The organism is Variovorax paradoxus (assembly GCF_030811855.1).
Lineage (GTDB): Bacteria > Pseudomonadota > Gammaproteobacteria > Burkholderiales > Burkholderiaceae_C > Variovorax > Variovorax paradoxus_L.
Genome location: NZ_JAUSRN010000010.1, coordinates 1 through 26141, shown reverse-complemented (window position 1 = coordinate 26141; position 26141 = coordinate 1). Strand labels below are relative to the sequence as shown.

General features: G+C 66.6%; 27 protein-coding genes. 12 read left to right on the top strand and 15 right to left on the bottom strand.

The features are described 5' to 3' along the window. Positions 1 to 8 precede the first annotated feature (8 nt). Positions 9 to 815 carry a transporter substrate-binding domain-containing protein gene (locus tag J2X92_RS18670; RefSeq protein ID WP_307577582.1) on the bottom strand — a complete coding sequence of 269 codons (807 nt, stop codon included), beginning with the start codon at positions 813 to 815 and terminating at the stop codon, positions 9 to 11. Positions 816 to 843: 28 nt separating this feature from the next. Continuing rightward, positions 844 to 1971, bottom strand: a complete 1128-nt coding sequence (gene hppD / locus J2X92_RS18665) for a 4-hydroxyphenylpyruvate dioxygenase (RefSeq protein WP_307577580.1) — start codon at positions 1969 to 1971, stop codon at positions 844 to 846. Positions 1972 to 2128: 157 nt separating this feature from the next. Here hppD and J2X92_RS18660 point away from each other — a divergent pair, with 157 nt between their 5' ends. The 4 genes from J2X92_RS18660 (at position 2129) to lnt (ending at position 5997) form a co-directional block, all read left to right on the top strand. Beyond that, a complete protein-coding gene (locus J2X92_RS18660) occupies positions 2129 to 2602 on the top strand; it encodes an Lrp/AsnC family transcriptional regulator (RefSeq protein ID WP_307577578.1) in 474 nt (157 codons plus the stop codon). A gap of 109 nt (positions 2603 to 2711) precedes the next feature. After that, positions 2712 to 3440: a GNAT family N-acetyltransferase gene (locus J2X92_RS18655; protein ID WP_307577576.1), complete on the top strand. Its 729-nt coding sequence runs from the start codon at positions 2712 to 2714 to the stop codon at positions 3438 to 3440. 89 nt (positions 3441 to 3529) lie between these two features. Further along, complete coding sequence (locus J2X92_RS18650) at positions 3530 to 4408, top strand: HlyC/CorC family transporter (RefSeq protein WP_307577574.1); 879 nt, start codon at positions 3530 to 3532, stop codon at positions 4406 to 4408. Further along, positions 4408 to 5997 carry an apolipoprotein N-acyltransferase gene (gene lnt / locus J2X92_RS18645; protein ID WP_307577572.1) on the top strand — a complete coding sequence of 530 codons (1590 nt, stop codon included), beginning with the start codon at positions 4408 to 4410 and terminating at the stop codon, positions 5995 to 5997. The genes J2X92_RS18650 and lnt overlap by 1 nt, the downstream gene beginning before the upstream one ends. 15 nt (positions 5998 to 6012) lie before the next feature. Here the strand turns inward: lnt and J2X92_RS18640 are convergent, their stop codons facing one another. The 7 genes from J2X92_RS18640 to J2X92_RS18610 form a co-directional block, all read right to left on the bottom strand. Beyond that, positions 6013 to 7386 carry an FAD-binding oxidoreductase gene (locus J2X92_RS18640; protein ID WP_307577570.1) on the bottom strand — a complete coding sequence of 458 codons (1374 nt, stop codon included), beginning with the start codon at positions 7384 to 7386 and terminating at the stop codon, positions 6013 to 6015. An 11-nt stretch (positions 7387 to 7397) separates the two neighbouring features. Continuing rightward, positions 7398 to 8204, bottom strand: a complete 807-nt coding sequence (locus J2X92_RS18635) for an ABC transporter permease (RefSeq protein ID WP_307577568.1) — start codon at positions 8202 to 8204, stop codon at positions 7398 to 7400. Beyond that, positions 8201 to 9031, bottom strand: coding sequence for an ABC transporter ATP-binding protein (locus J2X92_RS18630; protein ID WP_307577566.1), 831 nt, complete (start codon positions 9029 to 9031; stop codon positions 8201 to 8203). The genes J2X92_RS18635 and J2X92_RS18630 overlap by 4 nt, the downstream gene beginning before the upstream one ends. A 10-nt stretch (positions 9032 to 9041) precedes the next feature. Then, positions 9042 to 10028 carry an ABC transporter substrate-binding protein gene (locus J2X92_RS18625; protein WP_307577564.1) on the bottom strand — a complete coding sequence of 329 codons (987 nt, stop codon included), beginning with the start codon at positions 10026 to 10028 and terminating at the stop codon, positions 9042 to 9044. A 70-nt stretch (positions 10029 to 10098) separates the two neighbouring features. Then, positions 10099 to 10962: a creatininase family protein gene (locus J2X92_RS18620; protein ID WP_055808194.1), complete on the bottom strand. Its 864-nt coding sequence runs from the start codon at positions 10960 to 10962 to the stop codon at positions 10099 to 10101. Between the two features lie 16 nt (positions 10963 to 10978). Further along, entirely contained in the window at positions 10979 to 12253 is a 1275-nt protein-coding gene (locus J2X92_RS18615) for an amidohydrolase family protein (RefSeq protein WP_307577561.1), read from the bottom strand. Further along, positions 12250 to 12837: an NAD(P)H-dependent oxidoreductase gene (locus J2X92_RS18610; RefSeq protein ID WP_307577559.1), complete on the bottom strand. Its 588-nt coding sequence runs from the start codon at positions 12835 to 12837 to the stop codon at positions 12250 to 12252. The genes J2X92_RS18615 and J2X92_RS18610 overlap by 4 nt, the downstream gene beginning before the upstream one ends. 297 nt (positions 12838 to 13134) lie before the next feature. On the opposite strand from J2X92_RS18610, the gene J2X92_RS18605 reads away from it, so the two are divergent. Continuing rightward, positions 13135 to 13419: a hypothetical protein gene (locus tag J2X92_RS18605; RefSeq protein WP_307577557.1), complete on the top strand. Its 285-nt coding sequence runs from the start codon at positions 13135 to 13137 to the stop codon at positions 13417 to 13419. Here the strand turns inward: J2X92_RS18605 and J2X92_RS18600 are convergent. Next, positions 13388 to 14656, bottom strand: a complete 1269-nt coding sequence (locus J2X92_RS18600) for an MFS transporter (protein ID WP_307577555.1) — start codon at positions 14654 to 14656, stop codon at positions 13388 to 13390. The genes J2X92_RS18605 and J2X92_RS18600 overlap by 32 nt on opposite strands. 113 nt (positions 14657 to 14769) lie before the next feature. Here J2X92_RS18600 and J2X92_RS18595 point away from each other — a divergent pair, with 113 nt between their 5' ends. After that, entirely contained in the window at positions 14770 to 15711 is a 942-nt protein-coding gene (locus J2X92_RS18595) for a LysR family transcriptional regulator (RefSeq protein WP_307577553.1), read from the top strand. Here the strand turns inward: J2X92_RS18595 and J2X92_RS18590 are convergent. Further along, positions 15701 to 16378, bottom strand: a complete 678-nt coding sequence (locus tag J2X92_RS18590) for a TetR family transcriptional regulator C-terminal domain-containing protein (RefSeq protein ID WP_307577551.1) — start codon at positions 16376 to 16378, stop codon at positions 15701 to 15703. The two genes, J2X92_RS18595 and J2X92_RS18590, sit on opposite strands and share 11 nt — an antisense overlap. Further along, positions 16375 to 16506, bottom strand: a complete 132-nt coding sequence (locus tag J2X92_RS18585; protein ID WP_307577549.1) for a hypothetical protein — start codon at positions 16504 to 16506, stop codon at positions 16375 to 16377. The genes J2X92_RS18590 and J2X92_RS18585 overlap by 4 nt, the downstream gene beginning before the upstream one ends. A gap of 17 nt (positions 16507 to 16523) precedes the next feature. Here J2X92_RS18585 and J2X92_RS18580 point away from each other — a divergent pair, with 17 nt between their 5' ends. Beyond that, positions 16524 to 17594, top strand: coding sequence for an asparaginase (locus tag J2X92_RS18580; RefSeq protein WP_307577548.1), 1071 nt, complete (start codon positions 16524 to 16526; stop codon positions 17592 to 17594). Positions 17595 to 17712: 118 nt separating this feature from the next. Here the strand turns inward: J2X92_RS18580 and J2X92_RS18575 are convergent, their stop codons facing one another. The 3 genes from J2X92_RS18575 to J2X92_RS18565 are packed head-to-tail and all read right to left on the bottom strand — an operon-like array spanning position 17713 to position 20331. Then, on the bottom strand, positions 17713 to 18534 hold the full coding sequence (locus tag J2X92_RS18575) for a phosphatase PAP2 family protein (protein ID WP_307577546.1): 822 nt from the start codon (positions 18532 to 18534) through the stop codon (positions 17713 to 17715). A 10-nt stretch (positions 18535 to 18544) separates the two neighbouring features. Then, positions 18545 to 19369 carry a metallophosphoesterase family protein gene (locus J2X92_RS18570; RefSeq protein ID WP_307577544.1) on the bottom strand — a complete coding sequence of 275 codons (825 nt, stop codon included), beginning with the start codon at positions 19367 to 19369 and terminating at the stop codon, positions 18545 to 18547. Next, the gene (locus tag J2X92_RS18565; protein ID WP_307577542.1) at positions 19366 to 20331 is read right to left on the bottom strand and encodes a diacylglycerol/lipid kinase family protein; all 966 of its coding nucleotides are present in this window, start codon (positions 20329 to 20331) and stop codon (positions 19366 to 19368) included. The genes J2X92_RS18570 and J2X92_RS18565 overlap by 4 nt, the downstream gene beginning before the upstream one ends. 256 nt (positions 20332 to 20587) lie before the next feature. Here J2X92_RS18565 and glyQ point away from each other — a divergent pair, with 256 nt between their 5' ends. From glyQ to J2X92_RS18540, 5 genes are read left to right on the top strand one after another with little or no spacing between them, the layout of a single operon-like run. Continuing rightward, on the top strand, positions 20588 to 21493 hold the full coding sequence (glyQ, locus tag J2X92_RS18560; RefSeq protein WP_307577540.1) for a glycine--tRNA ligase subunit alpha: 906 nt from the start codon (positions 20588 to 20590) through the stop codon (positions 21491 to 21493). A gap of 3 nt (positions 21494 to 21496) precedes the next feature. Next, complete coding sequence (glyS, locus tag J2X92_RS18555) at positions 21497 to 23635, top strand: glycine--tRNA ligase subunit beta (protein WP_307577538.1); 2139 nt, start codon at positions 21497 to 21499, stop codon at positions 23633 to 23635. 29 nt (positions 23636 to 23664) lie between these two features. Then, the gene (gene gmhB / locus J2X92_RS18550; RefSeq protein WP_055808213.1) at positions 23665 to 24243 is read left to right on the top strand and encodes a D-glycero-beta-D-manno-heptose 1,7-bisphosphate 7-phosphatase; all 579 of its coding nucleotides are present in this window, start codon (positions 23665 to 23667) and stop codon (positions 24241 to 24243) included. Further along, positions 24243 to 25013: a lysophospholipid acyltransferase family protein gene (locus tag J2X92_RS18545; RefSeq protein WP_307577535.1), complete on the top strand. Its 771-nt coding sequence runs from the start codon at positions 24243 to 24245 to the stop codon at positions 25011 to 25013. Before gmhB ends, J2X92_RS18545 begins: the two co-directional genes overlap by 1 nt. Before the next feature lie 20 nt (positions 25014 to 25033). Next, positions 25034 to 26014, top strand: coding sequence for a M48 family metallopeptidase (locus J2X92_RS18540; protein WP_373424859.1), 981 nt, complete (start codon positions 25034 to 25036; stop codon positions 26012 to 26014). The last annotated feature ends 127 nt before the right edge of the window (positions 26015 to 26141 follow it).

Here is a 26141-nt window from a genome sequence, read left to right as displayed (position 1 = left end):
TTTGGTTGTTACTTGAGCCAGCGATCCATCACGCGCTGGAAGTCGCCGCCGGCTTGCTGCAGGTGCAGCCATTGGTCGACATAGGCCTTGAAAGCCACATCGTCGCGCGGCAGCATCCAGGCCATCTCGCCGTATTGCAGAGGCTTGTCGGGGTTGATGGCACAGAGACCGGGCTTGAGCTTCTGCTGCGTGATGGCTTCGGCGGACTCGGTCACGAACACGTCGGCGCGGTTCGCAAGAATTTCGTCGAAGATCGTCACGTTCTCGCCATGCATCGTGAGCTTGGCCTGCTTGAAGTTGGCGCGCGCAAAACGCTCGTTGCTGCCGCCCGGGTTGAAGATGACTCGCGTCGAAGGCTTGTCGATGTCGGCCACGGTCCGGTACTTGGCAACGTCGGCGCAGCGCGCGATCGGGGCCTTGCCGTTCACCATGTAGGGCGCGCTGAAGAAGGCGCGCTTCTGCCGGTCGGTGGTCACGGAGACACCGCCCACGGCCATGTCGCACTTGCCGGCAGCCAGATCAGGCAGCAGGTTGGCCCAGGTGGTCTTCACCCACTCCGGCTTGGCGCCGAGGCTGGCGCTGAAGCCCGTCATGAGGTCCACGTCGATGCCTTCGAACGAGCCGTCGGCCTTCTGGAAGCTGAACGGCTTGTAGTCCCCCGGCGTGCAGATGCGCAGCGCCGCTGCCTTCTGCACCGTGTCCAGGTGCGAGGAACCGGCTGCCGGCGCGGCCGGCGTGGCCGGGGCCATGGCGCAACCGGAGAGAACGGCCGCGGCCGCGATAAGGGTCAAGCCGACAGAAAACGTGCTGCGCATGGAGGCTCCTGGCCAGTGAAAGAAGCGGTTATTTTGCGGCCGACAACACGCCGCGGCGCATCTGGTCGAGCTCGATGCTTTCGAACAGCGCCTTGAAGTTGCCGTTGCCGAAGCCGTCGTCGCCCTTGCGCTGGATGAACTCGAAGAAGATCGGCCCGAGCTGGTTTTCGCTGAAGATCTGCAGCAGCAGTGCGTCCTTCTTGCCGTCGATCAGGATCTTGCGCTTCTTCAGTTCGGCCACGTCTTCGCCATGTCCGGGAATGCGCTTGTCCACCAGTTCGTAATACGTGTCGATGGTGTCGAGCAGGGTGACGCCGTTGGCGCGCAGCGCGTCGACGGTTTCATACAGGTTGTCCGAGCCCATTGCGATGTGCTGGATGCCTTCGCCACGGTACATGTCCAGGTACTCCTGGATCTGGCCGGCCTGTTCCTTGCCTTCCTCGTTGATCGGGATGCGGATCTTGCCGCAGGGGCTGGTCATGGCCTTGCTCTTCACGCCTGTGACCTGGCCCTCGATGTCGAAGTACTTGATCTCGCGGAAGTTGAAGAGCTTCTCGTAGAAGGCCGCCCACACGTTCATGCGGCCGCGGTAAACGTTGTGCGTCAGGTGATCGATGTAAGTCAGGCCGTTGCCCTTGGGCGCGAGCGCATCTTGCGAGGCCACGCCCGGCAGCGGCTCGAAGTCCACGTCGTAGAAGCCGATGTTGCCGATGTCGCCCGGCTTGGCTCCGTTCTTGCCGGGCCAGCGGTCGACCAGATAGATCAGGCTGTCGCCGATGCCCTTGATGGCTGGGATGTTCAGCTCGCCAGGCCCCGCCTTGTCGGCAAAACCCCAGGCGCCCAGCGAGATGGCGCGTTCGTAGGCCTGCTTGGCATCCTGCACGCGGAACGCGATGGCGCAGACGCTCGGGCCGTGCTCGCGCGCAAAGCGCTGCGCGAACGAGTCGGGTTCGGCATTCACGATGAAATTGATCGTGCCCTGACGGTACAGCAGCACGTTCTTGTGGCGATGCTTGGCCACCGCGGTGAAGCCCATGCGCTCGAACACCTTGCCCATGGCCACCGGGTCCGGCGCTGCGTACTCGATGAATTCGAACCCGTCGGTTCCCATCGGGTTCTCCCAGGGCGTGAAGGGGGGCGCGTCGGCGTGGCTCATGTGGGGTCTCCAGAAGTGCGGGTTCGAATGAATGAAATAGCTGGCGAAGGGGCCGTGAACGACCAGTGGTGCACTGTAGGGCGGATGCCGCTCACGTTTTCAGCGTTGTTGGGCGCCAAAAATGGCCATGACGCAACAAACCTGCGAAAATGCCGGAATGGAAGCACTCGACAAGATTGATAGATTGATTTTGCGCACGCTACAAGCAGACGGCCGTGCCACTTACGACCAGATCGCGGAACAGGTGAGCCTCTCGCCCAGCGCCGTGCTCCGCCGGGTCAAGCGGCTCGAAGAGAGCGGCGTCATCGACCGCTATGTGGCGATCGTCCGGCCAGAGGTCATCGGCCTCGGCCTCACCGCCTATCTCAACGTCCGGCTCGAAAAGCACACCGAAAGCCACAAGCGCAACCCCATGGACTTGTTCCGGGCGAGCGTGCAGACTTGGCCCGAAGTCGTCGAATGCGCGGCGCTCACCGGCGACATGGACTACCTTTTGCGCGTGGTGGTCGCCGACATGGGGCACTACAGCCGCTTCATCATGGACACCCTGCTCAAGCATCCCAGCGTCGAAGACTGCAAGACGAGCTTCGTGCTCGATCGGGTCAAGGCCACCACAGCCTTGCCGGTCTAGCCGCGAACTGGTTGCGAGAACGACACGCGCCCCGTCAACCGTCCCCCTATGAAGACCGAAAGTACCCACACGGGCTTGCTGATTAAGGGAAAACCCTTATATTTGAGCCATGCTTACCGCCAAGACCCTTCTGAAGGCGTCTCTCGGCCTCGGCTCTTTCCTGAGAGCGCCCATGGTTGAGGCGCAACCGCGCGCGAGCTCCGCGCACCCGCCCGTCATGGTGCCGATCCGTTCGATCGGCCCGCGCGAACGCGGCCGTATCGCTCAGCACCTACTGGCACTGAGCCCGCACGACCGCTACCTGCGCTTTGGCTACGCGGCCGCCGACGAGCAGGTGCAGCGCTACGTCGACGGGCTGGACTTCGATCGCGACGAGCTTTTCGGCATCTACAACCGCCGGCTCGACCTCATTGCCATGGCTCACCTGGCCTTTGCGCCTGAGGACCAGCACAGCGACTGCGCCGAATTCGGCGTCTCGGTGTCTGCGCACGCGCGCGGCCGCGGCTACGGAGCCCGGCTGTTCGAACGTGCCGTGGTCGTGGCGCGCAATGAAGGCGTGGGTATGCTCTTCATCCATGCGCTGAGCGAAAACGCCGCCATGCTGAAGATCGCCCGCAATGCCGGCGCCACCGTGGTGCGCAGCGGTTCCGAGTCTGAGGCGCACCTGCAACTGCCGAGCGCCACCTTCGACAGCCACATGAGCGAAATCGCGCTCGAGCACTACGCGGCGGTCGATTACCAGCTCAAGACCCGTGCCAAGCAGTTCTGGGCCTTTCTCGCCAGCCTGCAGGAAGTGCGCAGCGGCATGAGAGACGCGCGAAGCAAATCCGCTCCTTAAGTGCCCCGTAGCAAGGGCCATGGGACGGGGCGGTGGAGCCTGTCACGCGCATCCGGTATCCTTGCAGCTCTTCAACTACGCCTCCCGCAGTGGCCGAACCTCACTCTGAACGCGCTCCCGTCGAACGGGAAGACAAGCGCGGCTTTCTCCAGAAGCTGGCCGAATTCATTCACCCCGGTCCCGACTCGCGCGACGAGCTGATCGAAACCCTCGCCGACGCCGAGGACAACGAGGTGATCGGCGCAGAGTCGCGCGTGATGCTCGAGGGCGTGCTGCGCATGGCCGACATGACCGCCGGCGACGTCATGGTTGCCGCGCCGCGCATGGACCTGGTGAACATCGACGCCCCCTATGACGCGCTGCTGCACGTGGTCATCGACACGGCGCACTCGCGCTTTCCGGTGTACGAGGGCGAAAAAGAAAACATCATCGGCATCCTGCTCGCGAAGGACCTGCTCAAGCTGCAGCGGGCGCCGGGGCTCAACATCCGCGCGCTGCTGCGCCCTGCCACCTTCGTTCCCGAGAGCAAGGGCCTGAACGACCTGCTGCGCGAATTCCGCGGCAACCGCAACCACCTGGCCATCGTCATCGACGAATTCGGCCGCGTGGCCGGCCTCATCACCATCGAGGACGTGCTCGAGCAGATCGTCGGCGAGATCGAAGACGAGTTCGACATTGCCGAAGACGAAGGCGACATCTTCGGTTTGGCCGACCACACCTACCGCGTCTCGGGCGACACGCCCATCGACCGCGTGGCCGAAGCCTTCGGCATCACCTTCGACGAAGAACAGCTGAGCGAAGACTTCGACACCATCGGCGGCCTCATCGCGCACGAGATGGGCCACGTGCCCAAGCGCGGCGAGCATCACGCCATCGGGGGCTTCGACTTCGTGGTGCTGCACACCAAGGGCGGGGCCGTGCGCTGGTTCAAGGTGTCCCCGGCCCGCGGCAGCGACGCGGCCGACTGATGCCGCTGCCCGCAGCGGCAACGCTCCGCACTCAGCCGACCTTTTCCGCCGTGGGCCTGCTGCGTCTTCTCGGCTTCGCGCTGGCAGGGCTTGCGCAGGCCGCCGCCATCGCCTGGCCCGCGAACGGCCGCCCGCTGTGGTGGCTGCAGCTCGTTTCTCTGGCGGCACTCGTCGGCCTGCTCGACTGGCTGCGCACCGAAGGCGCGGGTTGGCGTCGCGCTGGCCTGCATGGCTGGCTTTTCTCGACCACCTGGCTCACCGGCAGCTTCTGGTGGCTTTTCATCTCGATGCACACCTACGGCGGCCTTCCGGCGCCGCTCGCGGCCATCGCGGTGCTCTCGCTCGCGGCGGCGCTCGGGCTCTATTACGCCGCCGCCTGCGCCTGGTTCGTCGCTCGCGGCCCGCAGGGGCCGGTGAGCGGCGCACTGGTCTTCGCCGCTCTGTGGACGCTTGCCGAGCTCGTGCGCGGCAGCTGGTTCACCGGCTTTCCCTGGGGGGCCGGCGGCTATGCGCACGTCGAGGGGCCTCTGGCCGCCTGGGCACCCTGGATCGGCGTGTACGGAATCGGTGCGGTCGCCGCGCTCGCGGCGGCACTCGCTGCATTGACGCGCCCCGCCCGCACCCTGGGGCTGGCGCAGGCGGTGGTCCTCGTCATTGCTGCGTTCACGGCGCCGCACCTGGTCAACCCGTTGCCCGCCGGCGCGCAGGGTGACAAAGGCTCGAGCGGCCACCTGCAGATGGCGCTGCTGCAAGGCAATATCCCGCAGGACGAAAAATTCATTCCTGGCGGCGGCATCGACCTTGCGCTGCGCTGGTATGGCGAACAGCTGCGCGATGCCAAGGCCTCGCTGGTCGTCACGCCGGAGACCGCGCTGCCGCTGCTGCCGCAGCAACTGCCCGCCGGCTATCTGGAAGCCATCCAGGCGCGCTACAGCCAGGGCACGCAGGCCGCCATCGTCGGCCTGCCGCTGGGCGGGCAGGGGACCTACAGCAACGCGGTGCTCGGCTTCCAGCCCGGCGCCGCACAGCCCTACAGCTACAGCAAGCACCACCTCGTTCCGTTCGGCGAGTTCATCCCTCCGGGCTTTCGCTGGTTCATCCGGATGATGAACATTCCGCTCGGCGACTTCGCCCGCGGCGGCCTGGCGCAGGCGCCTTTCGCCTGGCAGGGCCAGCGCATCGCGCCCAACATCTGCTACGAAGATCTGTTCGGCGACGAGATCGGCGCCAACTTCAAGAACGAGGCCACGGCCCCGACCATCCTGCTCAACGTGAGCAACATCGCCTGGTTCGGCAACTCCGTGGCCATCGACCAGCACCTTGCCATTTCGCGCATGCGCTCGCTCGAATTCGCGCGGCCGATGGTGCGAGCCACCAACACCGGTGCAACCGTGGTCATCGATGCCGCAGGCCGTGTCACGCACGAGCTGCCGCGGCTCACGCGCGGCGTGCTGGAGGCATCGGTCGAAGGCCGCACGGGGCTCACGCCCTTTGCGCGCTGGGTCGCGCCGTTCGGCCTGTGGCCGCTCTGGACCGCAGCGTTCGCGATCGTGGCCATCGCTTTCCTGCTGCGCCGCCGCCAGCGCTGACCAGGGCGATCGTCGTCAGGCCGTTGCAGACGCGCCCTTCACCGGCCAGTCGCGCAGCTTGCCCGGATTCAACAGGCCCATCGGATCGAAGCGCTTCTTCATCTCGATGACCTCCGGCGGCAGCGGGCCGCCGGCCTTGCCGTCTTCCACGATGTTCACGTGCGGGTTGTTGATGTGCACGCCGTGCACACGGTGAATGTCGATGATCTCCGCGAGCCGCTCCTCGGTGCTGAAGCGCACCAGTTGCAGTCCGCTGCAGGTCATGAGGCCCGCCACGTTGCGCAGGAACTCGATGTGCATCAGCACTTCGCCACCGAGCAGTTGTTCCATCTCAATGATTTGTTCGACATGCCGGCCCGGTACGAAGCCGCTCTGCAAGTACGTGAGCGTCGGGTCGACCTTGAGTGCGTGCAGCGTGGTGTGGTTCCAGGTGAACTCCATCAGCGTGCGGTTGCTCTTCTGCACCTCGGCCGCCGTCTTGCGGTAGCTCACCGTGCCGCCATGCGCTTCGGCGAGCTGCAGCATTGCGGGCTCGCACGATTCGGCCACCAGCGACAACACCGTGTGGCAGCCCTTGGGCAGATGAGCGGCAAGCTGTGCGAGGTGGTCCGAAATCGGCGCGCCGAAGAACGCGATTTCACGCTTCACGATGCCCGGTGCATTCGCCAGCTTATCGGCGAATTGCAGTGCACGTTCAAACTGGTCGAAGGTCACCAGCGTTTCGAGCCAGGGGTGCGTGGGCGCCAGCGCGACCTCCAGCTCAAGCACCAGTCCGTTGGTACCCCAGAGATGGTGCATGCGCATCGCCTCCGGGCCGCGCAGCTCGATCATCTGCGGGTCCGCTTCGATGGTCATTGCGCGGATGCCGAGCACATTGCCTGGCGCACCGAGCGGCCCGTAGTTGATGGAGCCCACGCCGCCGAAGCCGCCGCCGAACAGTCCTCCCAGCGTGGCGCTTCGGTAGGTGGAAGGCAGGCAGCGCATCTCTTGGCCGGAGGGTTTGGTCTGCTTCTCGAGCTCCCCCAGGCGAATGCCGGCCTGCGCGCGCGCCACCCCTGGCTTCACCCACAAGAAGGCGTTGTAGCCAGTCATGTCGAGCACCACGCCGCCCGCCAGCGGCGTGGTCTGGCCGTAGTTGCCAGTGCCGCTGCCGCGGAGGGTGATGGGCACGTTGCGTCGCGCGCAGGCGCCGACCACGGCGCGGATCTCGGCCTCGGTGCGCGGACGCACGACCACGTCGGCGCGCTTGTCTTTCAATTGGCGGTTCAGCACCGGGCTGAACCACGAAAAGTCTTGCGACAGTCGGGCCACGCGGCTTTCGTCGGTGATCCAGTCGAGGTCGGGCAGCTCGAACAGCAGCTGTTCGATGGCGGAAATGGAAGCGTTCATGGTCAAGGTTTTCAATCCTGGGAAAGTTCGCTCGCGTGCCACGAGCCCAGCGCAAGCTTCGTGAGCCAGGCCATCAGCACGAACAGCGCGACGCCGGTCAGCGAAATGAGCAGCAGGGCGGCGAACATGCGCGGAATGTTCAGTTGAAAGCCGGCCTGGAGAATCTGGTAGGCCAGTCCGGCCCCAGAGCCACCCGTGCCGGCGACGAACTCGGCCACCACCGCACCGATCAGCGCCAGGCCGCTCGAGATGCGCAGCCCGCCGAAGAAGTAGGGCAGCGCGCTCGGGATGCGCAGCCGCACCAGCTGCTGCCAGCGCGTGGCGCGGTTGAGCTTGAAGTAGCTCTGCAGGTCGGGGTCGATGCTGCGCAGGCCGAGGGTTGTGTTGCTGATGATCGGAAACAGCGCGACCAGCGCGGCGCACACCGTCATCGCGGCCACCGGGTTCTTCACCCAGATGATGATGAGCGGCGCCACGGCCACGATCGGCGTGACCTGCAGCAGCACCGCATACGGAAAGAGCGCCGTCTCGATGCGCTTGCTCTGAACGAACAGGAACGAGATCAACACCCCCGCCACCGTGGCCAGCGCGAACGACAGCAGCGTGATCTTGAGGGTGACCAGCAGCGCGTTGCCGAGCGGCACCCAGTCGGTGACCAGCGTCTGCACCATGAGGAAGGGCGACGGCACCAGATACGGCGGCAGCTCCATCGCGACCACCATCCACTGCCACAACGCCACCAGCACCACGCCGATGAGCACGGGGTAGAGCACGCGCTGCACACGCGGTTGGCTCAGAAGGGGCAAGCTCTTTTTCATCGCGCGTGCTCCTCGTCGCCCTGGCTCGCGCGCAGCAGGCTGTCTTGCAGCCGCTTGGCATGGCGCGCGAACTCCGGCGTCACCATGAAATCGGGTGTGCGCGGATACGGCTCGTCGATGTGGAACTGTTCCACCACGCGGCCCGGCCGCGCGGCCATCATCACAACGCGGGTCGAGAGGAACACCGCCTCATGGATCGAATGCGTCACGAAGATCACCGTGAGCTTCTTCTTGCGCCACAGGTCGAGCAGGTCGGCATCGAGCTTGTGGCGCGTGATCTCGTCGAGCGCGCCGAATGGCTCGTCCATCAGCAGCAGATCTGGCTGGGTCACCAGTCCGCGCGCAATCGACACGCGCATCTGCATGCCGCCCGAAAGCGCGCGCGGCAGGGCGTCGGCAAACTTCTCCAGGCCCACCAGCGCTAGCGACTCCATCACCCGCGCATCGGCTTCCTTGCGCGGCACGCCGGCCAGGTCGAGCGGCAGCCGCACGTTGGTGCGCACGCTGGCCCACGGCATCAATGTGGCCGACTGGAACACGAACGACAGCTTGTGCGGACAGCTGTGGATCTCCGCCACCGGCTTGCGCCAGACGAGCAGTCGCCCGTCGCTCGGCTCGAGCATGCCCGCCACCATCTTGAGCAGCGTGCTCTTGCCGCAGCCCGACGGCCCGAGCAGCGTGACGAATTCGCCTTCGGCAATCGAAAGATCCACCGGCAACAGCGCTTGCGTGCCGTTGGGATAAGTCTTCTCGGCCGATAGAACTTCCACCGCTGGCACGGCAGGGGCCATGGGCGGGGCGAGGGTGTGGGGCTCGACGCGGTTCATGGCGCGAGACTCAGGGCAGCACCTTGGCGTCCTTGACGAACTCCGTGGTGTAGGTCTTCGCAAGTTCCACCTTCGCCGGGTCTAGCAGCTTGGCGCTCACCAGGAAGTCGTAGCTTGCTTTGGAGCGTGCATCGGTAATCACGCCGATGCCGAGCTTGGCCGCATCGCCGCCGGTGACCATGCCCATTTCCTTCAGCTTGGCCACGCTATAGGCCAGCTGGTCATCGGTCATGTTGGGGTTGTCCTTCTTGATCAGCGCGTTGGCGGGCGCCGGGTCGGCGAGGTAGCTCTTCCAGCCCTCGGCCGAAGCTTTCACGAAGGCTTCCACCTGCTTGCTGCGATCCTTCACCGTCTTTTCCATGCACGACACCGTGGTGGCATAGGCCGGAAAGCCGTGGTCGCTGAACATGAGCACCGTGCTCTTCACGCCGGCCTTCTGGATCGCGTACGGCTCTGAGGTCAGGTAGCCCTGCTGTGCGGCGTTCTTGTCGGCCACGAAGGGCTGGATGTTGAAGGTGTAGGGGCGCGTCTGCTCGTCGGTGAATCCGAACTTGGCCTTGAGCCACGGCCAGTAGCCGCGATTGGCCTGCGCGCCGATCAGCAGCGTCTTGCCCTTCAGGTCTTCGAATTTCTTGACGTCGTCGTGCGCGATCAGCACCTGCGGGTCTTTCTGGAAGAAGGCCGCCACGTTGACCACCGGCACGCCGCCTTCGCGCACCTGCATCATCTGGATGTCGCTCGAACCCATGATGCAGTCGGCCTGGCCCGCGGCCATCATCTGAGTGATGTTGACTTGCGGGCCGCCCATCTTGATGGTCACGTCGAGCCCGTACTTCTTGTAGATGCCCTGCGCCACCGCCTGGTAGAAGCCGCCGTGCTCGGCCTGCGCATACCAGTTGGTCATGTAGGTGAACTTGTCTTGAGCCTGCGCCGGAGCAGCGGCGGAGAGCAGTGCGAGCGCGGCGGCGCCGGCCATGGAAAGAGCGAAAGAACGCATGGTGGGAACCTCTCGAGGCTGGTGGAAGAACAGTTGAAAAAAGCGGATGGACCGATGCAAGTAGCGCGCCTCAGGCGGGCTCGAACGACTGCTGGATGAAGCCTTGCTGGTGGCCCCGTTCCCAGGTGGCTTCCTCGCGCACCACCCAGCGCAGCGCGTGCAGTTCGGTCAGCGCCTGCACCCAGCTGTCGGAAAGCGTGTCCAGGATCTCTTCGCCCTGCTCGCGCGTGGCGCTGGTCGGGTCGCCGATCACGCCGCTCGGGCCGAAGTCGCGCGCGGTCCATGCGCAGGCTGGGCGGCCGTCGGCCGACAGCAGCTTGATCGGGAACGGCGGCGGAAAGTTGGCGGCCGCACGCTCCATGTGCACGGTGTCGGGCGCCAGCGCGAGCATGAGCGCGGTCTCGGAATGGCCGGCGTGCATCGACAGGCGCTTTTCCTGCTCGCTGATCTGCTTGCTCGATGCATTCGGCAGGCGCGACACGCCGTGCGGCACGACCACGAAGTCGCCGTGCCGGAGGCGCAGTTCGCGCGCCGCCATCTCCAGCACCTGCGGCTGCCCGCCATGGCCGTTGGCAAAAAGCAGCTTGCGAAAGCCGGCGCGGTAGACTGATTCGCCGATCTCCGTCACGGTCGACAAGAGGGTGGTGCCGGTCAGCGTCATGGTGCCCGGAAAGTGCAGGTGCTCTTCCGACTTGCCATAGGTGATGGTCGGCAGTGCGAAGGCGCGCACGTCGGCCGGCAGCTTTTCGAGTGCCTTGCCCATCACGCCCGAGGCGATCACGCTGTCGACCGAGCAGGGCAGGTGCGGGCCGTGCTGCTCGATGGCGCCGCAGGGCAGCACGATGACGGTGTTCTCGCGGTCGGGCAGCGCGGCGATTTCGGTCCAGCTCAGGTAGGGCAGGAAACGGTGGGGCGGAATGTAGCCGTGGAGCATGGGGTGTCCTTGTGCGTTAGCGGGGAAGAAAGGGCGTCGCATCGCCGTGCGTCACGCGGCCTTCGCGCAGCACCACGCGAGTGGCGGAGCGCGAAGGCCAGCCATGGCGGTCGGCCTGCGTGAACAGAACCAGGTCGGCCTTGGCACCGACCAGCGTGGGCGGCGTCGTGGCGGGAGCGCGCTGCAGCCAGTCGCCGCGACACAGTGCCTGCGACCAGTTGTCGAAAGGCTCGTCGAGCTGCGCCACCAGAGCGGCCGTGCCCAGTGCCTCGACGGGGTCGAAGCTGCCGAGCCGGCAGAACGGGTCTTGCACGTTGTCGCTCGCAAACAGCAGCGGAATGCCGCGATCGCGCGCTTCCTTCACCAGCGTGATGCCGCGCAGCCGCGGGGTGCGGCCCGTCACGGCGTCCTGCAGCAGCAGGTTGGTGGCGGGCAGCGACACCACGGTGATCGGTGCGCGCGCCACCGCATCGAGCGTGGCAAAGGCCTGGGCCTCGGGCTGCGCGGCCAGCGCGCAGATGTGGCCGCAGACCACGCGGCCTTCGAAGCCGATCTCGCGCAGGATGCGGGCGGTGGCCTGCAAGCCGACCACAGAGGGATTCAGTTCTTCGTCGACATGCAGGTCGATATCCAGATCGTAGGCCTGCGCCGACACCAGCAGGTTGCGTAGCGCGTTCTCGCTCCAGTTGGTGGAGTGCACGAAGCCGCCGAGCAGCGCATGTGGCCCCGTCGCCTTCACCTGCTTTGCGAGCCGCATTGCTTGCGCCGCGTCTTCGAACAGCGGCAGCTTGATCAGGCTGACCTGCTCCAGCCGCACCCGACCTGTCCATTCCTCTGCCAGTTCGGCCATCACCGGCCAGGCCAGCGGCACCGTATCGGGCTCCCACCAGTCGACATGGGTGCGCACATGCGTGGTGCCGCATTCCCAGGCCCACTGCAGGCCGCGCGAGGCGCGCTCGTGCACATCGCCGGCGCTCCAGTGCACGCGGTCGTTCAGCATCGCGTCGATGGCGCCCAGCAGGCCCGGCTGCACCTCTTTCATGCGCGGCAGCGTGAAGGCCTTGTCGAGGTGCGTGTGGGCGTCGACGAAACCCGGCAGGACGAGCGTGCCGGCCAAGTCCCAGCCGTTGGCCGGAAGCGCAGCGTCAGTGGACGCTGGGCGCACCGATTGCACGCGGCTGATTTCGAGCGCGATGTGCGCGAGTACCGGCGCCCCATCGCGCTCCGGCCAGTCGGCGGGCAGCAGCCAGCGCGGCAGTCGCGCGTTGCGAAGCAGCGAAGGCGCGTTCATGCAAAGCGCCCCATCGCGGTGCCCACCCGCGCCATGAAGCGTTTAAGTTGGGGCTCGGTCGCCACGTTCATGTGGTAGTGGGCGTGGTAGTCCACCTTGGCGCGCCGGCCGGTGAGCCGCAACATGTAGCGCGTGACGATCTTGCGCGGCGGGTCCCCCATGTACCAGGCCATCCAGCGCGGCCGGCCGTAGGTGACCACGGCGCTGATGCGCTTGATGTGCGTGAGCATCGGCTTCACGTTGGCGGGGTCGCTGATGTCGAAGGCCACGCCGGGCATGAAGAGCCGGTCGAAGTAGCCCTTCAGCATCGCGGGCAGGCCAAAGCACCAGGTTGGAAAACAGAACACGATGCCCTCGGCCCACTGCAGCCGCTCCACATACGGCTTGAGCGGCAGCTGGTTGCCGGGCACGTCGTGATAGCCCAGCCGCTCCTCGCGGGAGAGCACCGGGTTGAAGCCCTCGGCGTACAGGTCGCAATCGTCCACCTCATGGCCAGCCGCGCGCAGGTTTTTCAGCACCTCCTGGTGCAGAGCCGCATGGAAGCTGGTTTCGACCGGATGGCAGTAGACGACGAGCACGCGCATGAATTTGACCGCTTAATCAGAGCAAGTGGTCAGGTTATGCAAGCGACGTGCCAATCCGGATGCACCGAAGTGGTGAAAAGGAGCGCCTTGAATTTGTAAAGACGCGGGCCGAAGAATCGGGTAGGTCTGGGGCTTAGCCGCTGCTCGCAGCCGGCCGCGGACATCTTCCAGGCGCAGTCACAGCTTGCTCATCATCGCTTCCGATGGCGCGACGGCACCCGTGATCGCCTATGTTCGCGCTCGAAGTTCGGCAATAACGATGTTGCCGGCAACCGCAGCGATGCGCAGGAGAGCCACGTGAAACCGCTTCATGCACCGGGCATTTCTTCCGTCTATGAGAAGGTGATCGCGCTGGCCCTCATCGCCAATGCGGCGCTTTTCGCTGCCTACGTCTTGCTGCCTCGTGCCCACGGCAAAGCGCCGCTCGACGAGGCGCGGGCCGAAGCAATCGAGCGCATCGAGCCGGTAGCAGCTGGCAGCCGCGACGAAGACCTGCAGGCGGAATCCCGAACCAGGGTCATCGAAACCGCCTTCGGCCCCACCGTCGAATTCAAACCCTGTTGCACAGCGGGTTCGAGGTGAGCTGCTGGGGTTGGTTTGGCTTGCGTGGCCAGAGCCGCACCGCCAGTGCGGCGGCGGCCGTACCGGTCGCCAAGCCGGTCACGCCAGCCCAGCCCCATTGGGCAAGTGCCAGCGCACCGAGCGCCGAGCCGGCCGCCATGCCGATGAACATGGACGTGAACAGCACCGCATTGAGCCGGCTGCGCGCACCGGGCTCGATGCCGTAGACGATCGTCTGGTGCGCGATCAGCGTCGCCTGCATGCCAAGGTCAAAGCCCACGGCGGCGAGCGCCAGCAGCCACAGCTGCGCATGCGGCAGCATCAACGGCGCCAAGCCCATGGCCGCGAACGACACCACCACCAGCCCGGCGCCGAGGCGCGTCACCAGTTCCGGGCCGCGCCGGTCTGCCAGCCGTCCGGCCAGCGGCGCTGCGAGCGCGCCCGCCGCGCCTGCCAAGCCAAAGGCGCCCGCCGCCGCGCTGCCCAGGTGGAAGGGTTCGCCGTGCAGCATCACCGCCAGCGTCGACCAGAACGCGCTGAAGCCCACCGCCAGCAGCGCCTGGGCCAGCGCCGCGCGGCGCAGCATGCCGTGGCGCGACCACAGCGTGGCCAGCGACCCTAGCAGCGCGCCATAGGCCAGGTGCGTGGTGGGGCGGAAGCGCGGCAACCCCCGCCACGTGGCCGCGCCGATCAGCGCAATGCTGGCGGCGGCCGCAATGAACATCGAGCGCCAGCCGAAGTGCTCGGCCACGAAGCCGCTCACCACGCGCGACAGCAAAATGCCGAGCAGCAGCCCCGTCATCACCGTGCCGACCGTCTTGCCGCGCGTGGCTTCGGGCGCCAGTGTGGCGGCAGCGGGCACGATGTCCTGCGCCATCGTCGCCGCAAGTCCGATCGCGAGGCTGGCCGCGAGCAGCACACCGATCGACGGCGCGGCGCCGGCCACCAGCAGCGCGGCGCACAGGACGGCTGCCTTGGCCAGCACGATGCGGCGCCGGTCGAAGCGGTCGCCAAGCGGCGCCAGCAGCAGGATGCCGAGCGCGTAGCCCAGCTGCGTGAGCGTGGGAATGAAGCCCACCGACCTGGCAGAGGCTCCGATGTCGGCCCCCAGCACGCCGAGCATCGGCTGGGCATAGTAAAGCGAAGCCACGGACAAGCCGGCGCCGGTGGCCAGCAGCAGGACCAGGGAGGTCGGCAGATCGCACGCCGCTGGCGCTGCGCCTGCACCGGTCACATGCGTTGAATGAATGGAAGACATGGTGTTAACCCTTAACTATCTGGCAAGGGTTGAAATGTGCTCCCGTGAGAGAAGACTTGGTAGCCCTCCGAATTGCACAATGAATATGCGCAAGGCGTATAAAGCACGCCATCATGCCGACTCCTTCACCCGCCGCCGTCGACCGCATCGAGCTGATGCAGACCTTCGTTCACATCGTCGAGGCCGGCAGCCTCTCGGCCGCCGCCCAGCAGATGGGCGCGACCCAGCCCACCGTGAGCCGCCGCTTGCAGGCGCTGGAACGCTCGCTTGGCGTGCGGCTCTTGCGCCGCTCCACGCACGCCATGAAGCTCACCGAGGATGGCGAGCGCTGCTACGAGCGGGCCCGGGAACTGATTGCCGATTGGCAAGCCTTCGAGGCCGACCTGCGCGGCGTCGGCGACGAACCGGAGGGCACGCTGCGCGTGGTGGTACCGCATGCGCTGGGGCAATCTCTGCTGGTCGGCCCCCTGGCCGGATACCTGCGCGACCATCCCAGGGTGTCCGTCGAATGGCTGCTGAGCGACCGGCGGCCCGACTACATCGCCGAAGGCATCGACTGCGCGATCCAGGTCGGCGAGATCACCGACAGCATGGCCGTGGCCATCAAGCTTTCAGAGGTGCCGCGCATGCTGGTTGCGGCGCCGTCGGTGCTGGCCGGTCGGGTGCCGCCCGCGCATGCGTCCGAGCTGGCCGAGCTGCCGTGGCTTGCGCTGCGCACCTTCTATCGCAACGAGCTGCTGCTCACGCACCCGCCAACCGGCGAAACCGCGCGGGTGCAGATCCGCCCGCGCATGAGCACCGACAGCCTCTATGCGCTGCAAAGCGCCGCCCTCATGGGCGTGGGCGCCTGCATGGGATCGGCCTGGCTCATGAAGGACGACGTGGCGGCCGGCCGGTTGGTGCAGCTCGTGCCGCAGTGGCAGGTGGCGGCACTCCCCGTTTACCTGGTCTATCCGCATGCGCGCTTTCAGCCCGCGCGCCTGCGCCGCTTCATCGAGACGATGCGGCTTGCGCTGGCCGATCCGAGCGGCCGCGCCTGGGAGGCTAGGCCCTGATGCCGCAGCCGCCCAGCACGAACGCCACCAGCTCGCGCGCAATCGGCTCGCGGTCGATGGGTGCGTCGGGCGGCAGGCCGAGCATCACGCGCGTCTGTATCGCGTAGTCGGCATAGCTTTGAGTCATGGCCCAGACGTGCATCAGGAGCAGGCGCGCATCCAGCGGGCGCATCTGCCCGCGCGCAATCCAGCCGTTGATGACGTCGACCTTCTTCTGCGTCCAAGCCCTGGCGTTGGGCCAGTAGCGGTCGAGGTTGCGGCCGCCGTCGAGCACCTCACGCGTGAAGATGCGAGAGATCTCGGGGTTGTCGAAGGCATGGTCGAGCTTCTTGCGGATGTAGTCGCCCAGCACCGTGGCCGGATCGCTCGCGTCCTCGAACGAGAACACCACCTTCCAGGCATGCAGCACCTGCATCAGCAGCTCTTCGTAGAGCTCTTCCTTGCCGGCGATGTAGTAGTGCAGCTGGGGCTTGGTCAGGCCGGCGCGCGCGGCAATCGCCTGGGTCGAGGTGCCCTTCAGCCCATGCAGGCTGAACTCGGTCACGGCCGCCGAGCGGATGGCCGCCATGATGCGCTCGCGGCCGGGGCGGGCGCGCGAGAGCGGGCCGTCGGGGGCGGGCATCTCCTGGGCGGTCGTCGAGGGAAGGGCGGCGGGATCGGCGTTCATTGGCATGGAATTGCGGCGGTGCGCCCGGCGATGGTAATCCGCATCGCCGCATGCCATGCCTGCATGGCGTGCGCAGGCATGCGGGCATGGTTCATGTATCTTCTCGCCGCTTCCAGAAATTCGTTCAAGACAAAGGAGTTCCTTCATGTACCTTTCTCCCCGTTTCAGGGCCTTTGCGGCCGGTGCCGCACTGCTTGCGGCCAGCGCCCTCGCGCAAGCCCAGCAGGCATTGCCCAATGTGGTGATCCTGGCCACCGGCGGCACCATTGCGGGGGCCGGCGCCTCGGCCGTGAACAGCGCCACGTATGCGGCCGCCAAAGTCGGCGTCGACAAGCTGATTGCCGGCCTGCCCGAACTTTCGAAGATCGCCAACGTGCGCGGCGAGCAGGTGTTCCAGGTGGCTTCCGAAAGCTTGACCAACGACAACCTGCTGACCTTGGCCAAGCGCGTTTCCGCTCTGTCGAAGCAAGCCGACGTGGACGGCATCGTCATCACGCACGGCACCGACACGCTGGAAGAAACCGCCTACTTCCTCACGCTCACCGTTCACACCAGCAAGCCGATCGTCGTGGTCGGTTCGATGCGCCCGGGCACGGCTCTTTCGGCCGACGGTGCGCTCAACCTGTATGACGCGGTCAGTGTGGCGGGCAGCAAGGACGCCGTTGGCAAGGGCGTGCTCGTGACGATGAACGACAACATCGACAGCGGCCGCGACGTGAGCAAGAACGTCAACGTCAAGACCAGCGCCTTTTCGAGCCAGTGGGGCCCGCTCGGCATGGTGGTCGAGGGCAAGAACTACTGGTTCCGCGCGCCTGTCAAGCGCCACACCATGGCTTCGGAATTCGACATCGACGCCATCAATGCGCTGCCGGCAGTCGAAATCGCCATGGGTTACGAAGGTGTTTCGTCCACGGCCATCGACGCGTTTTCCAAGAGCGGCGTGAAGGCGATCATCCACGGCGGAACGGGCAATGGCTCGGTGGCCAACCGCATCGTGCCGAACCTGCAGAAGGCGCGCACCGATGGCGCCGTCATCATCCGCAGCTCGCGCGTGGCCGACGGCTTCGTGATCCGCAATGCCGAGCAGCCCGACGACAAGTACGACTGGGTGGTGGCGCACGACCTGCGTCCGCAGAAGGCGCGCATCCTGGCGATGGTGGCCCTGACGAAGACCAGCGACACGAAAGAACTCCAGCGCATCTTCTGGGAGTATTGACCCACCCCCGAAGCGGCTCACTTCGTGTAGCCGCCTCCCCCTCAAGGGGGCAACACCAGCGGCCCGGCAAAGCCGGTTCCGCGGTGTTTCTGGCGAAGACCTCCCCGATCGATACCGCTCAGGGACGGCTGCGCCGCCGCTTGCGGTGCCGCGCGTATTCGAGGCTGCTCACGCACACGAGCAGCCAGGCGAGTCCGGTCAGCAGGCCGGCCGCCACGTCGCTTGCGAAATGCACCTGCAAAAAGACGCGGCTGCACGCGATGGTGACGATAGCGGCCGCGGCCGCCATGGCCGCCGGCACATGCCAGCGCGCCGGCAACAGGCGCAGCGCCAAATACATCAGCATGCCGTAGCTCACGATCGCGCCCGCGCTGTGGCCGCTCGGAAAGCTGAAACTCGTTTCGAGCGCCAGCCCATGGTCGTGCAGCGGCCGCGCCCGCGCGAAGATGCGTTTGAGCGCAGGGTTCAGCAGCACAATGCCCCCGAGCGCCATCACCCAGCCCAGAGCCAGGCCATGATGTGCCTTGCGCCATAGCAGCAAGGCCACGGCCAGGCACACCGGCGCGAGAAGCTCGGCGTCTCCCAGGTGCGTGAGCCAGCTGAAAACCACCAGGGCCGCCCAGGGGAGGTGGTCTCCGATGGCGTCGGCCAGCGCCTGGTCGGCCAGGCCGAGCAAGCGTCCGTCGCCGAGCTTCGATGCGATGTACGCCACGAGGCTCGCCGCCCCGAGGATCGCCAAAAAACCCATGGCCAGCGCAGCCGCGAGACGCGGTTCTTCGGGTTCGCCGGTCGGCAAGGTCCGGGCGCGGCGTTGCTGCCATGCGCGGCAGACCAAGCCGGCGCCAAGCACCGAGAGTCCAAGAAGGCCCGCAAACCAGGCCAGGGAGTGCTCGCCGAGCTGGCGCGCAAGAAGAATGAGGGCAGGGGCTTCCGTCAACATGCGGCGCACCCTAAGCGGGTGCCGCGGCGCTGGCAAGCGGGAGCTGCAATACTTTGGCGCACACGAAGGCCTTGTCCACGGCCGAATGGTCCCAGCGCTCCGCCTGGCAGGTGCGGCCGTCGTCGGTTTCACCCACCCGCAGCACGTTGACCGAGTTGGGGTGCCCCGCGCGCAGGCGCGACGACACCGCCGTGCCGGCCTGCACCGCCCACGTCGTGCGCGGACAGCCGGCGTAGGCGTCGTGCAATGAGCGCACGAACGGCAGGTGGATGTGCCCGCCGAGGATCAGGTCGGCCCCGGCCGCGCACCAGCTCGCGACGGCGGCTTCGCGCCCGTGCAGCCGGTTCTGCATGTCTTCCTGCCGCGTCACCATCACCGGCTGGTGCGTGACCACCACGCGCAGCTGATTGGGCGAAGCGGCCGCCAGCCTGTGCGCCACCCGCTCGATCTGCGCAGCCGAAACCTCGCCGTCCGCATGCCGGTACCAGCGCGTGGTGTTGACCGCAACCACCAGCCATTCGGCCGATTCGAACACCGGCTCCAGGTTGGAGCCGAAAGCGCCGGCGTATCTTTCATACGGCGCGAACAGCCGCGCCCCCAGCTGAAAAAGCGGGATGTCGTGGTTGCCCGGTATGGCAATCACCGCCGGTGCGCCCAGCCGATCGACGAAGGCGCGCGCCGCCGCGAACTGCGCGCGCGTGCCGCGCTGGGTGATGTCGCCGGAGAGCACCACCACCTGAGGCGACAAGGAGCGCGCAAGCCGCTCGAGCGCGTCCATCACCTCGGGCTGTTCAGTGCCGAAATGCGTGTCGGAGATCTGAAGCAGGCAGCTCATTCCTTGGCGGCCTCCAGTTCGGGCGCGGTGTCGGGCCGCACCAGCCATAGCGGCTCGGGCGAGACGCGGAACAGCAGCGGCATCTCGGCCCATGCGATCTCGCCGTCGGTGGCCACCTTGACGCGGCGCGGGCCGTGCGAGCGGCTGGCTTTCACTGTCATCGATTCGAACGGAAAGCTCAATACCTCGTCGGCACTCCCGAGCCGGCCCAAGGCGCCGCGTACCAGCAGGCCAGGCATTGCAAGCACGTTGACGGGCTTGAGCGCGACCGCAGCCAGCTGGCCGTTTTCTGGCGCGTCGGCATGTTCGATACCCACCTGCAGCAACTGCAACGGGTTGTTGCCGACGAACAGCGTCGGCGTGCGCAGGTCGCGCTCCTGGCCGCGCCAGGCCATGCGCAGGTTCCAGTGCCGATGGCCGCGCATCACGGTGAGAAGGCCGGCGGAGAACGCGATCCAGCGGCTGCGCCCATAGCGCGCCTTGTAGCTTTCGCGGTCTTCCAGCAGCTCGGCATACAGGCCCATGCTGGCGTTCACCAGGAAAATCCGGTCGTTGACCAGCCCCACCTGCGCTGGGCGGGGTTGCTCGGTCAGCAGCACCTGGAGCGCTGCGGCGGTGTCGAGCGGGATGCCGTGGGTGCGGCTGAAGTAGTTGAAGGTGCCCTGCGGCAGCACGCCAAAGGCAAGCCCGCTGCCCAGAGTGGCCTGTGCCACCGCGTTGACGGTGCCGTCGCCCCCCGCGGCCACCACCACCCCGCCCACGCCGCGGGCGCGCTCGACCGCCTCGCGCGCGAGCGCCTGCACGGTCGCGCGTTCGTCGACCACGAAGATGCGGTGCCGCCTGCCGGCCGCCGCGCAGCCCTCCTCGACGATCTGCCGGGTTGCGGCGGCGTCCGCGCTGCCGGCGCCGGCATTGAGAACGATGAATATCGGGGAACTCGGGCCGATGAGGGGGGCTGGCATGTGCAAGTGAAACGGAAAAGAGGCGGTCCCGCGGCTCGTGCACGCCGAGGGGTGGGGAGGGGAATGGAGCTCGGGGAAAGGCAGCTGCGAGGCGATCGCGCGCAACCGGGGCTCGTTATCTCACGCCCCTTGCCGCCGCGCCGGCGGCCGGCATCCCGGCCGGCTGTGGGAGAGTTGCCCTCCGACCGTAAAATCGTCTGCTTTCGCGGTGCTTCGCCGCGCTACCGTCCAACGCCCGGTCACGCCGGCCAGCTTCATGTTGACCTTCCAGCAAATCATTCTCAAACTGCAGTCGTACTGGGCCGACAAGGGCTGTGCGCTGCTGCAACCGTACGACATGGAAGTGGGCGCAGGCACCTCGCACACCGCCACCTTCCTGCGCGCGCTCGGCCCCGAGCCCTGGAAGGCCGCCTACGTGCAGCCCAGCCGCCGCCCCAAGGACGGCCGCTACGGCGAGAACCCGAACCGCCTGCAGCACTACTACCAATACCAGGTGGTGCTCAAGCCCGCGCCCAGCAACATCCTGGAGCTTTACCTCGGCAGCCTCGAAGCGCTGGGCTTCGACCTGAAGAAGAACGACATCCGCTTCGTCGAGGACGACTGGGAAAATCCGACGCTCGGCGCCTGGGGCCTGGGCTGGGAGGTCTGGCTCAACGGCATGGAGGTGACGCAGTTCACCTATTTCCAGCAGGTGGGCGGCATCGATTGCAAGCCCATCACCGGGGAGATCACTTACGGTCTGGAGCGTCTGGCCATGTACCTGCAGGGCGTGGACAACATCTACAACCTCACGTGGACCGATGGCCTCAGCTACGGCGACGTCTACAAGCAGAACGAAGTCGAGCAGTCGACCTACAACTTCGAGCACAGCGACGCCGAGTTCCTTTTCACCGCCTTCAATGCGCACGAAAAGCAGGCCAAGCACCTCATGACGGAACAGCTGGCGCTGCCGGCCTACGAACAGGTGCTCAAGGCCGCGCACAGTTTCAACCTGCTCGACGCGCGCGGCGCCATCAGCGTGACCGAGCGCGCGGCCTACATCGGCCGCATCCGCAACCTCGCGCGCAGCGTGGCGCAGAGCTACTACGAGAGCCGCGAGCGGCTCGGTTTTCCGATGGCGCCGCGCGAGTGGGTCGCACAAATCACGAAGAAGGCAGCCTGAGCGATGACGAGCGTGCAAAAGAACCTGTTGGTCGAACTCTTCGTCGAAGAGCTGCCGCCCAAGGCCCTGAAGAAACTCGGCGAAGCCTTTGCCAACGGCCTGCGCGACCAGCTCGTGGCGCAGGGCCTGGCCGCGCCCGACTCCGTGCTGACTGCCTATGCCTCGCCGCGGCGCCTGGCCGCGCACCTCACGCACGTGGCCGAGCGCGCCGCCGACAAGGCCGTGTCGCAAAAGCTCATGCCCGTCACCGTGGGGCTCGACGCCTCCGGCCAGCCCACGCCCGCGCTGCTCAAGCGGCTGGCCGCGCTGGGTGCCGACGCGTCGGCTGTGCCTGGCCTGAAGCGCGCGCTGGACGGCAAGGCCGAAGCCTTGTTCTACGAAAGCACCGCCAAGGGTTCCACCTTGGCCGAAGGGCTTCAGAAGGCGCTGGCCGAATCCATCGCCAAGCTGCCGATTCCCAAGGTGATGAGCTATCAGCTCGAAACCGGCTGTGAACTGCCGGGCTGGAGCAGCGTGAGCTTCGTGCGCCCCGCGCACGGGCTGGTGGCGCTGCATGGCAGCGACGTGGTGGCGGTCGAGGCGCTGGGCCTTCATGCGGGCCGCGAGACCCACGGCCACCGTTTCGAAGCCGCCATCGACCCCGTGGTGCTGCGCGACGCCAACAGCTATGCGCTGCAGATGCAGGACGAGGGCGCCGTCCTCGCGAGCTTCGAGGCCCGCCGCACCGAGATCGCGCGCCAGCTTGCGGCCGCGGCCGTGCGGGTCGGCGGCGGCACCGTGCCCATCCACGACGACGCGCTGCTCGACGAAGTGACGGCGCTGGTCGAGCGGCCCAACGTGCTGGTCTGCAGCTTCGAGCGCGAGTTTCTCGAAGTGCCGCAGGAGTGCCTCATCCTCACGATGAAGGCCAACCAGAAGTACTTTCCGCTGCTCGATTCATCGAACAAGCTCACCAACAAGTTCCTGGTCGTCAGCAACATCAGCCCCGAGGATGCTAGCGCGGTGATTGGCGGCAACGAGCGCGTGGTGCGCCCGCGACTGGCCGACGCCAAGTTCTTCTTCGACCAGGACCGCAAGAAATCGCTGGCCTCGCGCGTCGAATCGCTGGGCAAGGTGGTCTATCACAACAAGCTCGGCACCCAGGGCGAGCGCGTCGAACGCGTGATGCGCATTGCACGCGCCGTTGCGGCGCCGCTGGGCAACGCTACGCTCATCGCCCATGCCGTGCAGGCGGCGCAGCTGGCAAAGGCCGACCTCGTGACCGACATGGTCGGCGAGTTCCCGGAGCTGCAGGGCACCATGGGTCGCTACTACGCGCTGCACGACGGCCTGGCCGCCGACGTGGCCGACGCCATCGAGGACCACTACAAGCCGCGCTTTGCCGGGGACGACCTGCCGCGCCACTTTGTCGGCATCGTCGTCGCGCTGGCCGACAAGCTCGAAACGCTGGTCGGCATGTTCGGCATCGGCAACCTGCCCACCGGCGACCGCGACCCGTTTGCGCTGCGCCGCCATGCGCTCGGCGTGATCCGCATGCTGATCGAGAAAGACCTGCCGCTGAAGCTGGACGCGCTGCTGCAGGACGCCGCCGCACAGTTCAAGGACATCGACGGCTTCGACACCGGAAAGGCCACCGCCGAGCTGCAGGACTTCATTCTCGACCGCCTCGCCGGCAGCCTGCGCGAGCAGGGCGCCAGCGCGCAAGAGGTTGATGCCGTGCTGGCGCCGCGACCGCAGCGCCTGGGCGAAGTGCCCAAGCTGCTGGCGGCCGTGCGCGCCTTTGCTGCACTGCCCGCCGCGGCGGCGCTGGCCGCTGCCAACAAGCGCATCGGCAACATCCTGAAGAAGGCGCCCGAAGCCGATGCTCACGTCAGCGAGCTGCTGCTGCACGAGCCGGCCGAGAAGGCACTGCACGCCGCCATGGCCGAGGTCGTGCCCGCCGCCAATGCGCAGTTCGATGCCGGCGACTACACCGCTTCGCTGCAGACATTGGCCGCGCTGCGCGAACCTGTCGATGCGTTCTTCGACGGCGTGATGGTCAATGCCGAACAGGCCGACCTGCGCCTCAACCGGCTGGGCCTGTTGATGTCGCTGCACGTGGCGATGAACCGCGTGGCGCAGCTCGAACGGCTGGCGGCCTGACCTTGAAACGGGGCTTTTTTGCCGACGCCATGAAACTCGTCATCCTCGACCGCAACGGCACGATCAACGTGCACCGCGAAGATTTCGTCAAGAGCGACATCGAGTGGACGCCGCTGCCCGGCGCGCTCGAAGCCGTGGCCAAGCTCAACCATGCCGGCTGGCACGTGGTGGTCGCGTCCAACCAGTCGGGCCTGGGCCGCGGGCTGTTCGACATGGCGTCGCTCAACGCCATGCACGCCAAGATGCACAAGATGCTCGCGGCCGTGGGCGGGCGGGTCGATGCGGTCTTCTATTGCCCGCACAGTCCCGACGAAGGCTGCGATTGCCGCAAGCCCGCGCCGGGCCTGTTCCGGCAGATCGGCGACCGCTACGGCATCGATTTGAAAGACGTGCCCACCGCGGGCGACAGCCTGCGCGACCTGCAGGCCGGCGCGGCCGCCGGCTGCGAGCCGCACCTGCTGCTCACCGGCATGGGCGCGGCCTGCCGCGGCATCGATCCGCTGCCGCCCGAATATCCGGCGAACACCATGGTTCACGAGAGCCTGGCCGCCTTTGTTGAATTCCTGCTTGCGCGCGAAGCGCAGGCCGCACTGCAGGTGGCTGTCTGATGGCGTTTATCCGTTCCGTGCTCCATGCCCTGTGGATGCTCGTCACCGTCGTGCCCTGGGGCATCATCATGTGCGTCAGTTCGCTCTGGAAGCGCGGCATTCCGCTCTACTGGATGGCGGTGCAATGGCTCAGCTGGGCCATCGGCGGCGCGCGGGTGCTGCTGGGCATCCGCACCCGCGTGACAGGCATGGAAAACCTGCCCGCCGACAAGCTCGCGGGCGCGGTCCTGCTGGTCAAGCACCAGTCGACCCTCGAGACTTTTCTGATGCCCACGCTGATGCCGCATCCGCTGGCCTTCGTGTTCAAGAAAGAGCTGATCTACGTGCCCTTCTTCGGCTGGGCGATGGCCCGGCTCGACATGATCCACATCGACCGCAGCCAGCGCGCGCAGGCCTTCAACAAGGTCGTGAACCAGGGCCGCAAGCTGCTGGCGCAAGGCATCTGGATCATCATGTTTCCTGAAGGCACCCGCATTCCGCGCGGACAAAAGGGCACCTACAAGAGCGGCGGCACGCGGCTCGCATGCGAAACCGGCGTGCCGGTGATCCCGGTCGCCGTCACCTCGGCCAAGGTCTGGCCGCGCAAGGCTTTCATCAAGCGCCCCGGCGTGGTCGACGTGTCGATCGGCCCGGCCATTCCCAGCATCGGCCGCAAGCCCGATGAACTGATGCGCGAAGTCGAAGCCTGGATCGAATCGGAGATGCGCCGGCTCGACCCCGAGGCCTACCGCGACGCCCCGCCGCTGCAGCTGCCGCAAGAAGCGCGCTAAAGAACAACGAAAGACCCGACATGCGGGGACTGCTTCAGTTCACGATGGACCTGTTCGAAGGTCTGGGCAACGAGTTTGCGCCGGCCAAGGCGCCTTCGCCGCGGTCCAAAAAGGTCAAGAAGAAGGCCGCACCACCCCTGCCTTCGCCCTCGGCGGCCAAGGAGTCGCAACAGCATGGGGCGCATGAAGATGCCGGTCCCGCGCTTCCCGCCATTCCGCTGCGCGACACGCTGTCGCTTGCGAGCTTCGTGCACCCGCAGGCCACGCGCGAAACCGTGCTGGGCTCGGCGCGCGTGGCCTACGAGTTCAAGCGCGGCAAGCGCAAGACCATCGGATTCGTGGTCGGCGTCGAAGGCCTGTCGGTGCGCGCGCCCCGCTGGGTCACGCTGCCCGACGTCGATGCCGCCATCAAGGAAAAGTCCGACTGGATCCTGCGCAAGCTGCTCGAGACGAGGCAGCGTCACGCGCGCGTCGAGGCCACACGCATCGATTGGAAAGACGGCGCGCAATTTCCGTTCATGGGCGAACCGGTCGTGATCCGCCTCGATCCGAAGCACGGCTTTGCCAGCGTCGGCGGCACGCTCGATGCAAGCGACGCCGTTGGCGGGCCGCGCGTCTTGCGCTTGGCCGTGGCGCAGAACGCAGAAGCTTCGCAGATCCGCGACGCAGCCCAGGCCTGGCTCATGCGGCACGCGCGGCGGCTCTTTATAGAACGGCTCGACGACTTCGCGCCGCGGCTGGGCGTGCGCTGGCAGAAGCTGTCGCTGTCGAACGCCGCCACGCGATGGGGCAGCGCGAGCGTCGATGGATCGATCCGGCTGAACTGGCGCCTGATTCACTTTCGCCTGCCGGTGATCGACTACGTGGTCGCGCACGAGCTGGCGCATCTGCGGGTAATGGACCACTCGCAGCGGTTCTGGGAGACTGTGGAGAGCGTGGTGCCGGACTACGACCTGCTCCGGCAGCAGCTCAAGGATGAGGCTGTGCCTCGGTGGTCTTGAGGGTATTGCTTTCTGCTGTTTTTTTGAGGTCTGAGGCCGGGACTCGCCCCGGCGGGCGACCTACTTTTCTTTGCTTCGCCAAAGAAACGTAGGCAAAAGAAAGGCGACCCCACTGTCTGCGACCCTT

What these genes read in the sequence shown, in the direction of transcription:
- J2X92_RS18565 (WP_307577542.1), bottom strand. Translation starts at nt 20,331, where the DNA reads ATGCCAGCCCCCCTCATCGGCCCGAGTTCCCCGATATTCATCGTTCTC.
- gmhB (WP_055808213.1), top strand. Translation starts at nt 23,665, where the DNA reads ATGAAACTCGTCATCCTCGACCGCAACGGCACGATCAACGTGCACCGC.
- lnt (WP_307577572.1), top strand. Translation starts at nt 4,408, where the DNA reads ATGCCGCTGCCCGCAGCGGCAACGCTCCGCACTCAGCCGACCTTTTCC.
- J2X92_RS18595 (WP_307577553.1), top strand. Translation starts at nt 14,770, where the DNA reads ATGCCGACTCCTTCACCCGCCGCCGTCGACCGCATCGAGCTGATGCAG.
- J2X92_RS18630 (WP_307577566.1), bottom strand. Translation starts at nt 9,031, where the DNA reads ATGAACCGCGTCGAGCCCCACACCCTCGCCCCGCCCATGGCCCCTGCC.
- J2X92_RS18580 (WP_307577548.1), top strand. Translation starts at nt 16,524, where the DNA reads ATGTACCTTTCTCCCCGTTTCAGGGCCTTTGCGGCCGGTGCCGCACTG.
- J2X92_RS18635 (WP_307577568.1), bottom strand. Translation starts at nt 8,204, where the DNA reads ATGAAAAAGAGCTTGCCCCTTCTGAGCCAACCGCGTGTGCAGCGCGTG.
- J2X92_RS18660 (WP_307577578.1), top strand. Translation starts at nt 2,129, where the DNA reads ATGGAAGCACTCGACAAGATTGATAGATTGATTTTGCGCACGCTACAA.
- J2X92_RS18570 (WP_307577544.1), bottom strand. Translation starts at nt 19,369, where the DNA reads ATGAGCTGCCTGCTTCAGATCTCCGACACGCATTTCGGCACTGAACAG.
- J2X92_RS18620 (WP_055808194.1), bottom strand. Translation starts at nt 10,962, where the DNA reads ATGCTCCACGGCTACATTCCGCCCCACCGTTTCCTGCCCTACCTGAGC.
- J2X92_RS18545 (WP_307577535.1), top strand. Translation starts at nt 24,243, where the DNA reads ATGGCGTTTATCCGTTCCGTGCTCCATGCCCTGTGGATGCTCGTCACC.
- J2X92_RS18615 (WP_307577561.1), bottom strand. Translation starts at nt 12,253, where the DNA reads ATGAACGCGCCTTCGCTGCTTCGCAACGCGCGACTGCCGCGCTGGCTG.
- J2X92_RS18590 (WP_307577551.1), bottom strand. Translation starts at nt 16,378, where the DNA reads ATGAACGCCGATCCCGCCGCCCTTCCCTCGACGACCGCCCAGGAGATG.
- J2X92_RS18625 (WP_307577564.1), bottom strand. Translation starts at nt 10,028, where the DNA reads ATGCGTTCTTTCGCTCTTTCCATGGCCGGCGCCGCCGCGCTCGCACTG.
- J2X92_RS18640 (WP_307577570.1), bottom strand. Translation starts at nt 7,386, where the DNA reads ATGAACGCTTCCATTTCCGCCATCGAACAGCTGCTGTTCGAGCTGCCC.
- J2X92_RS18655 (WP_307577576.1), top strand. Translation starts at nt 2,712, where the DNA reads ATGCTTACCGCCAAGACCCTTCTGAAGGCGTCTCTCGGCCTCGGCTCT.
- J2X92_RS18670 (WP_307577582.1), bottom strand. Translation starts at nt 815, where the DNA reads ATGCGCAGCACGTTTTCTGTCGGCTTGACCCTTATCGCGGCCGCGGCC.
- J2X92_RS18600 (WP_307577555.1), bottom strand. Translation starts at nt 14,656, where the DNA reads ATGTCTTCCATTCATTCAACGCATGTGACCGGTGCAGGCGCAGCGCCA.
- J2X92_RS18610 (WP_307577559.1), bottom strand. Translation starts at nt 12,837, where the DNA reads ATGCGCGTGCTCGTCGTCTACTGCCATCCGGTCGAAACCAGCTTCCAT.
- hppD (WP_307577580.1), bottom strand. Translation starts at nt 1,971, where the DNA reads ATGAGCCACGCCGACGCGCCCCCCTTCACGCCCTGGGAGAACCCGATG.
- glyQ (WP_307577540.1), top strand. Translation starts at nt 20,588, where the DNA reads ATGTTGACCTTCCAGCAAATCATTCTCAAACTGCAGTCGTACTGGGCC.
- J2X92_RS18575 (WP_307577546.1), bottom strand. Translation starts at nt 18,534, where the DNA reads ATGTTGACGGAAGCCCCTGCCCTCATTCTTCTTGCGCGCCAGCTCGGC.
- J2X92_RS18540 (WP_373424859.1), top strand. Translation starts at nt 25,034, where the DNA reads ATGCGGGGACTGCTTCAGTTCACGATGGACCTGTTCGAAGGTCTGGGC.
- glyS (WP_307577538.1), top strand. Translation starts at nt 21,497, where the DNA reads ATGACGAGCGTGCAAAAGAACCTGTTGGTCGAACTCTTCGTCGAAGAG.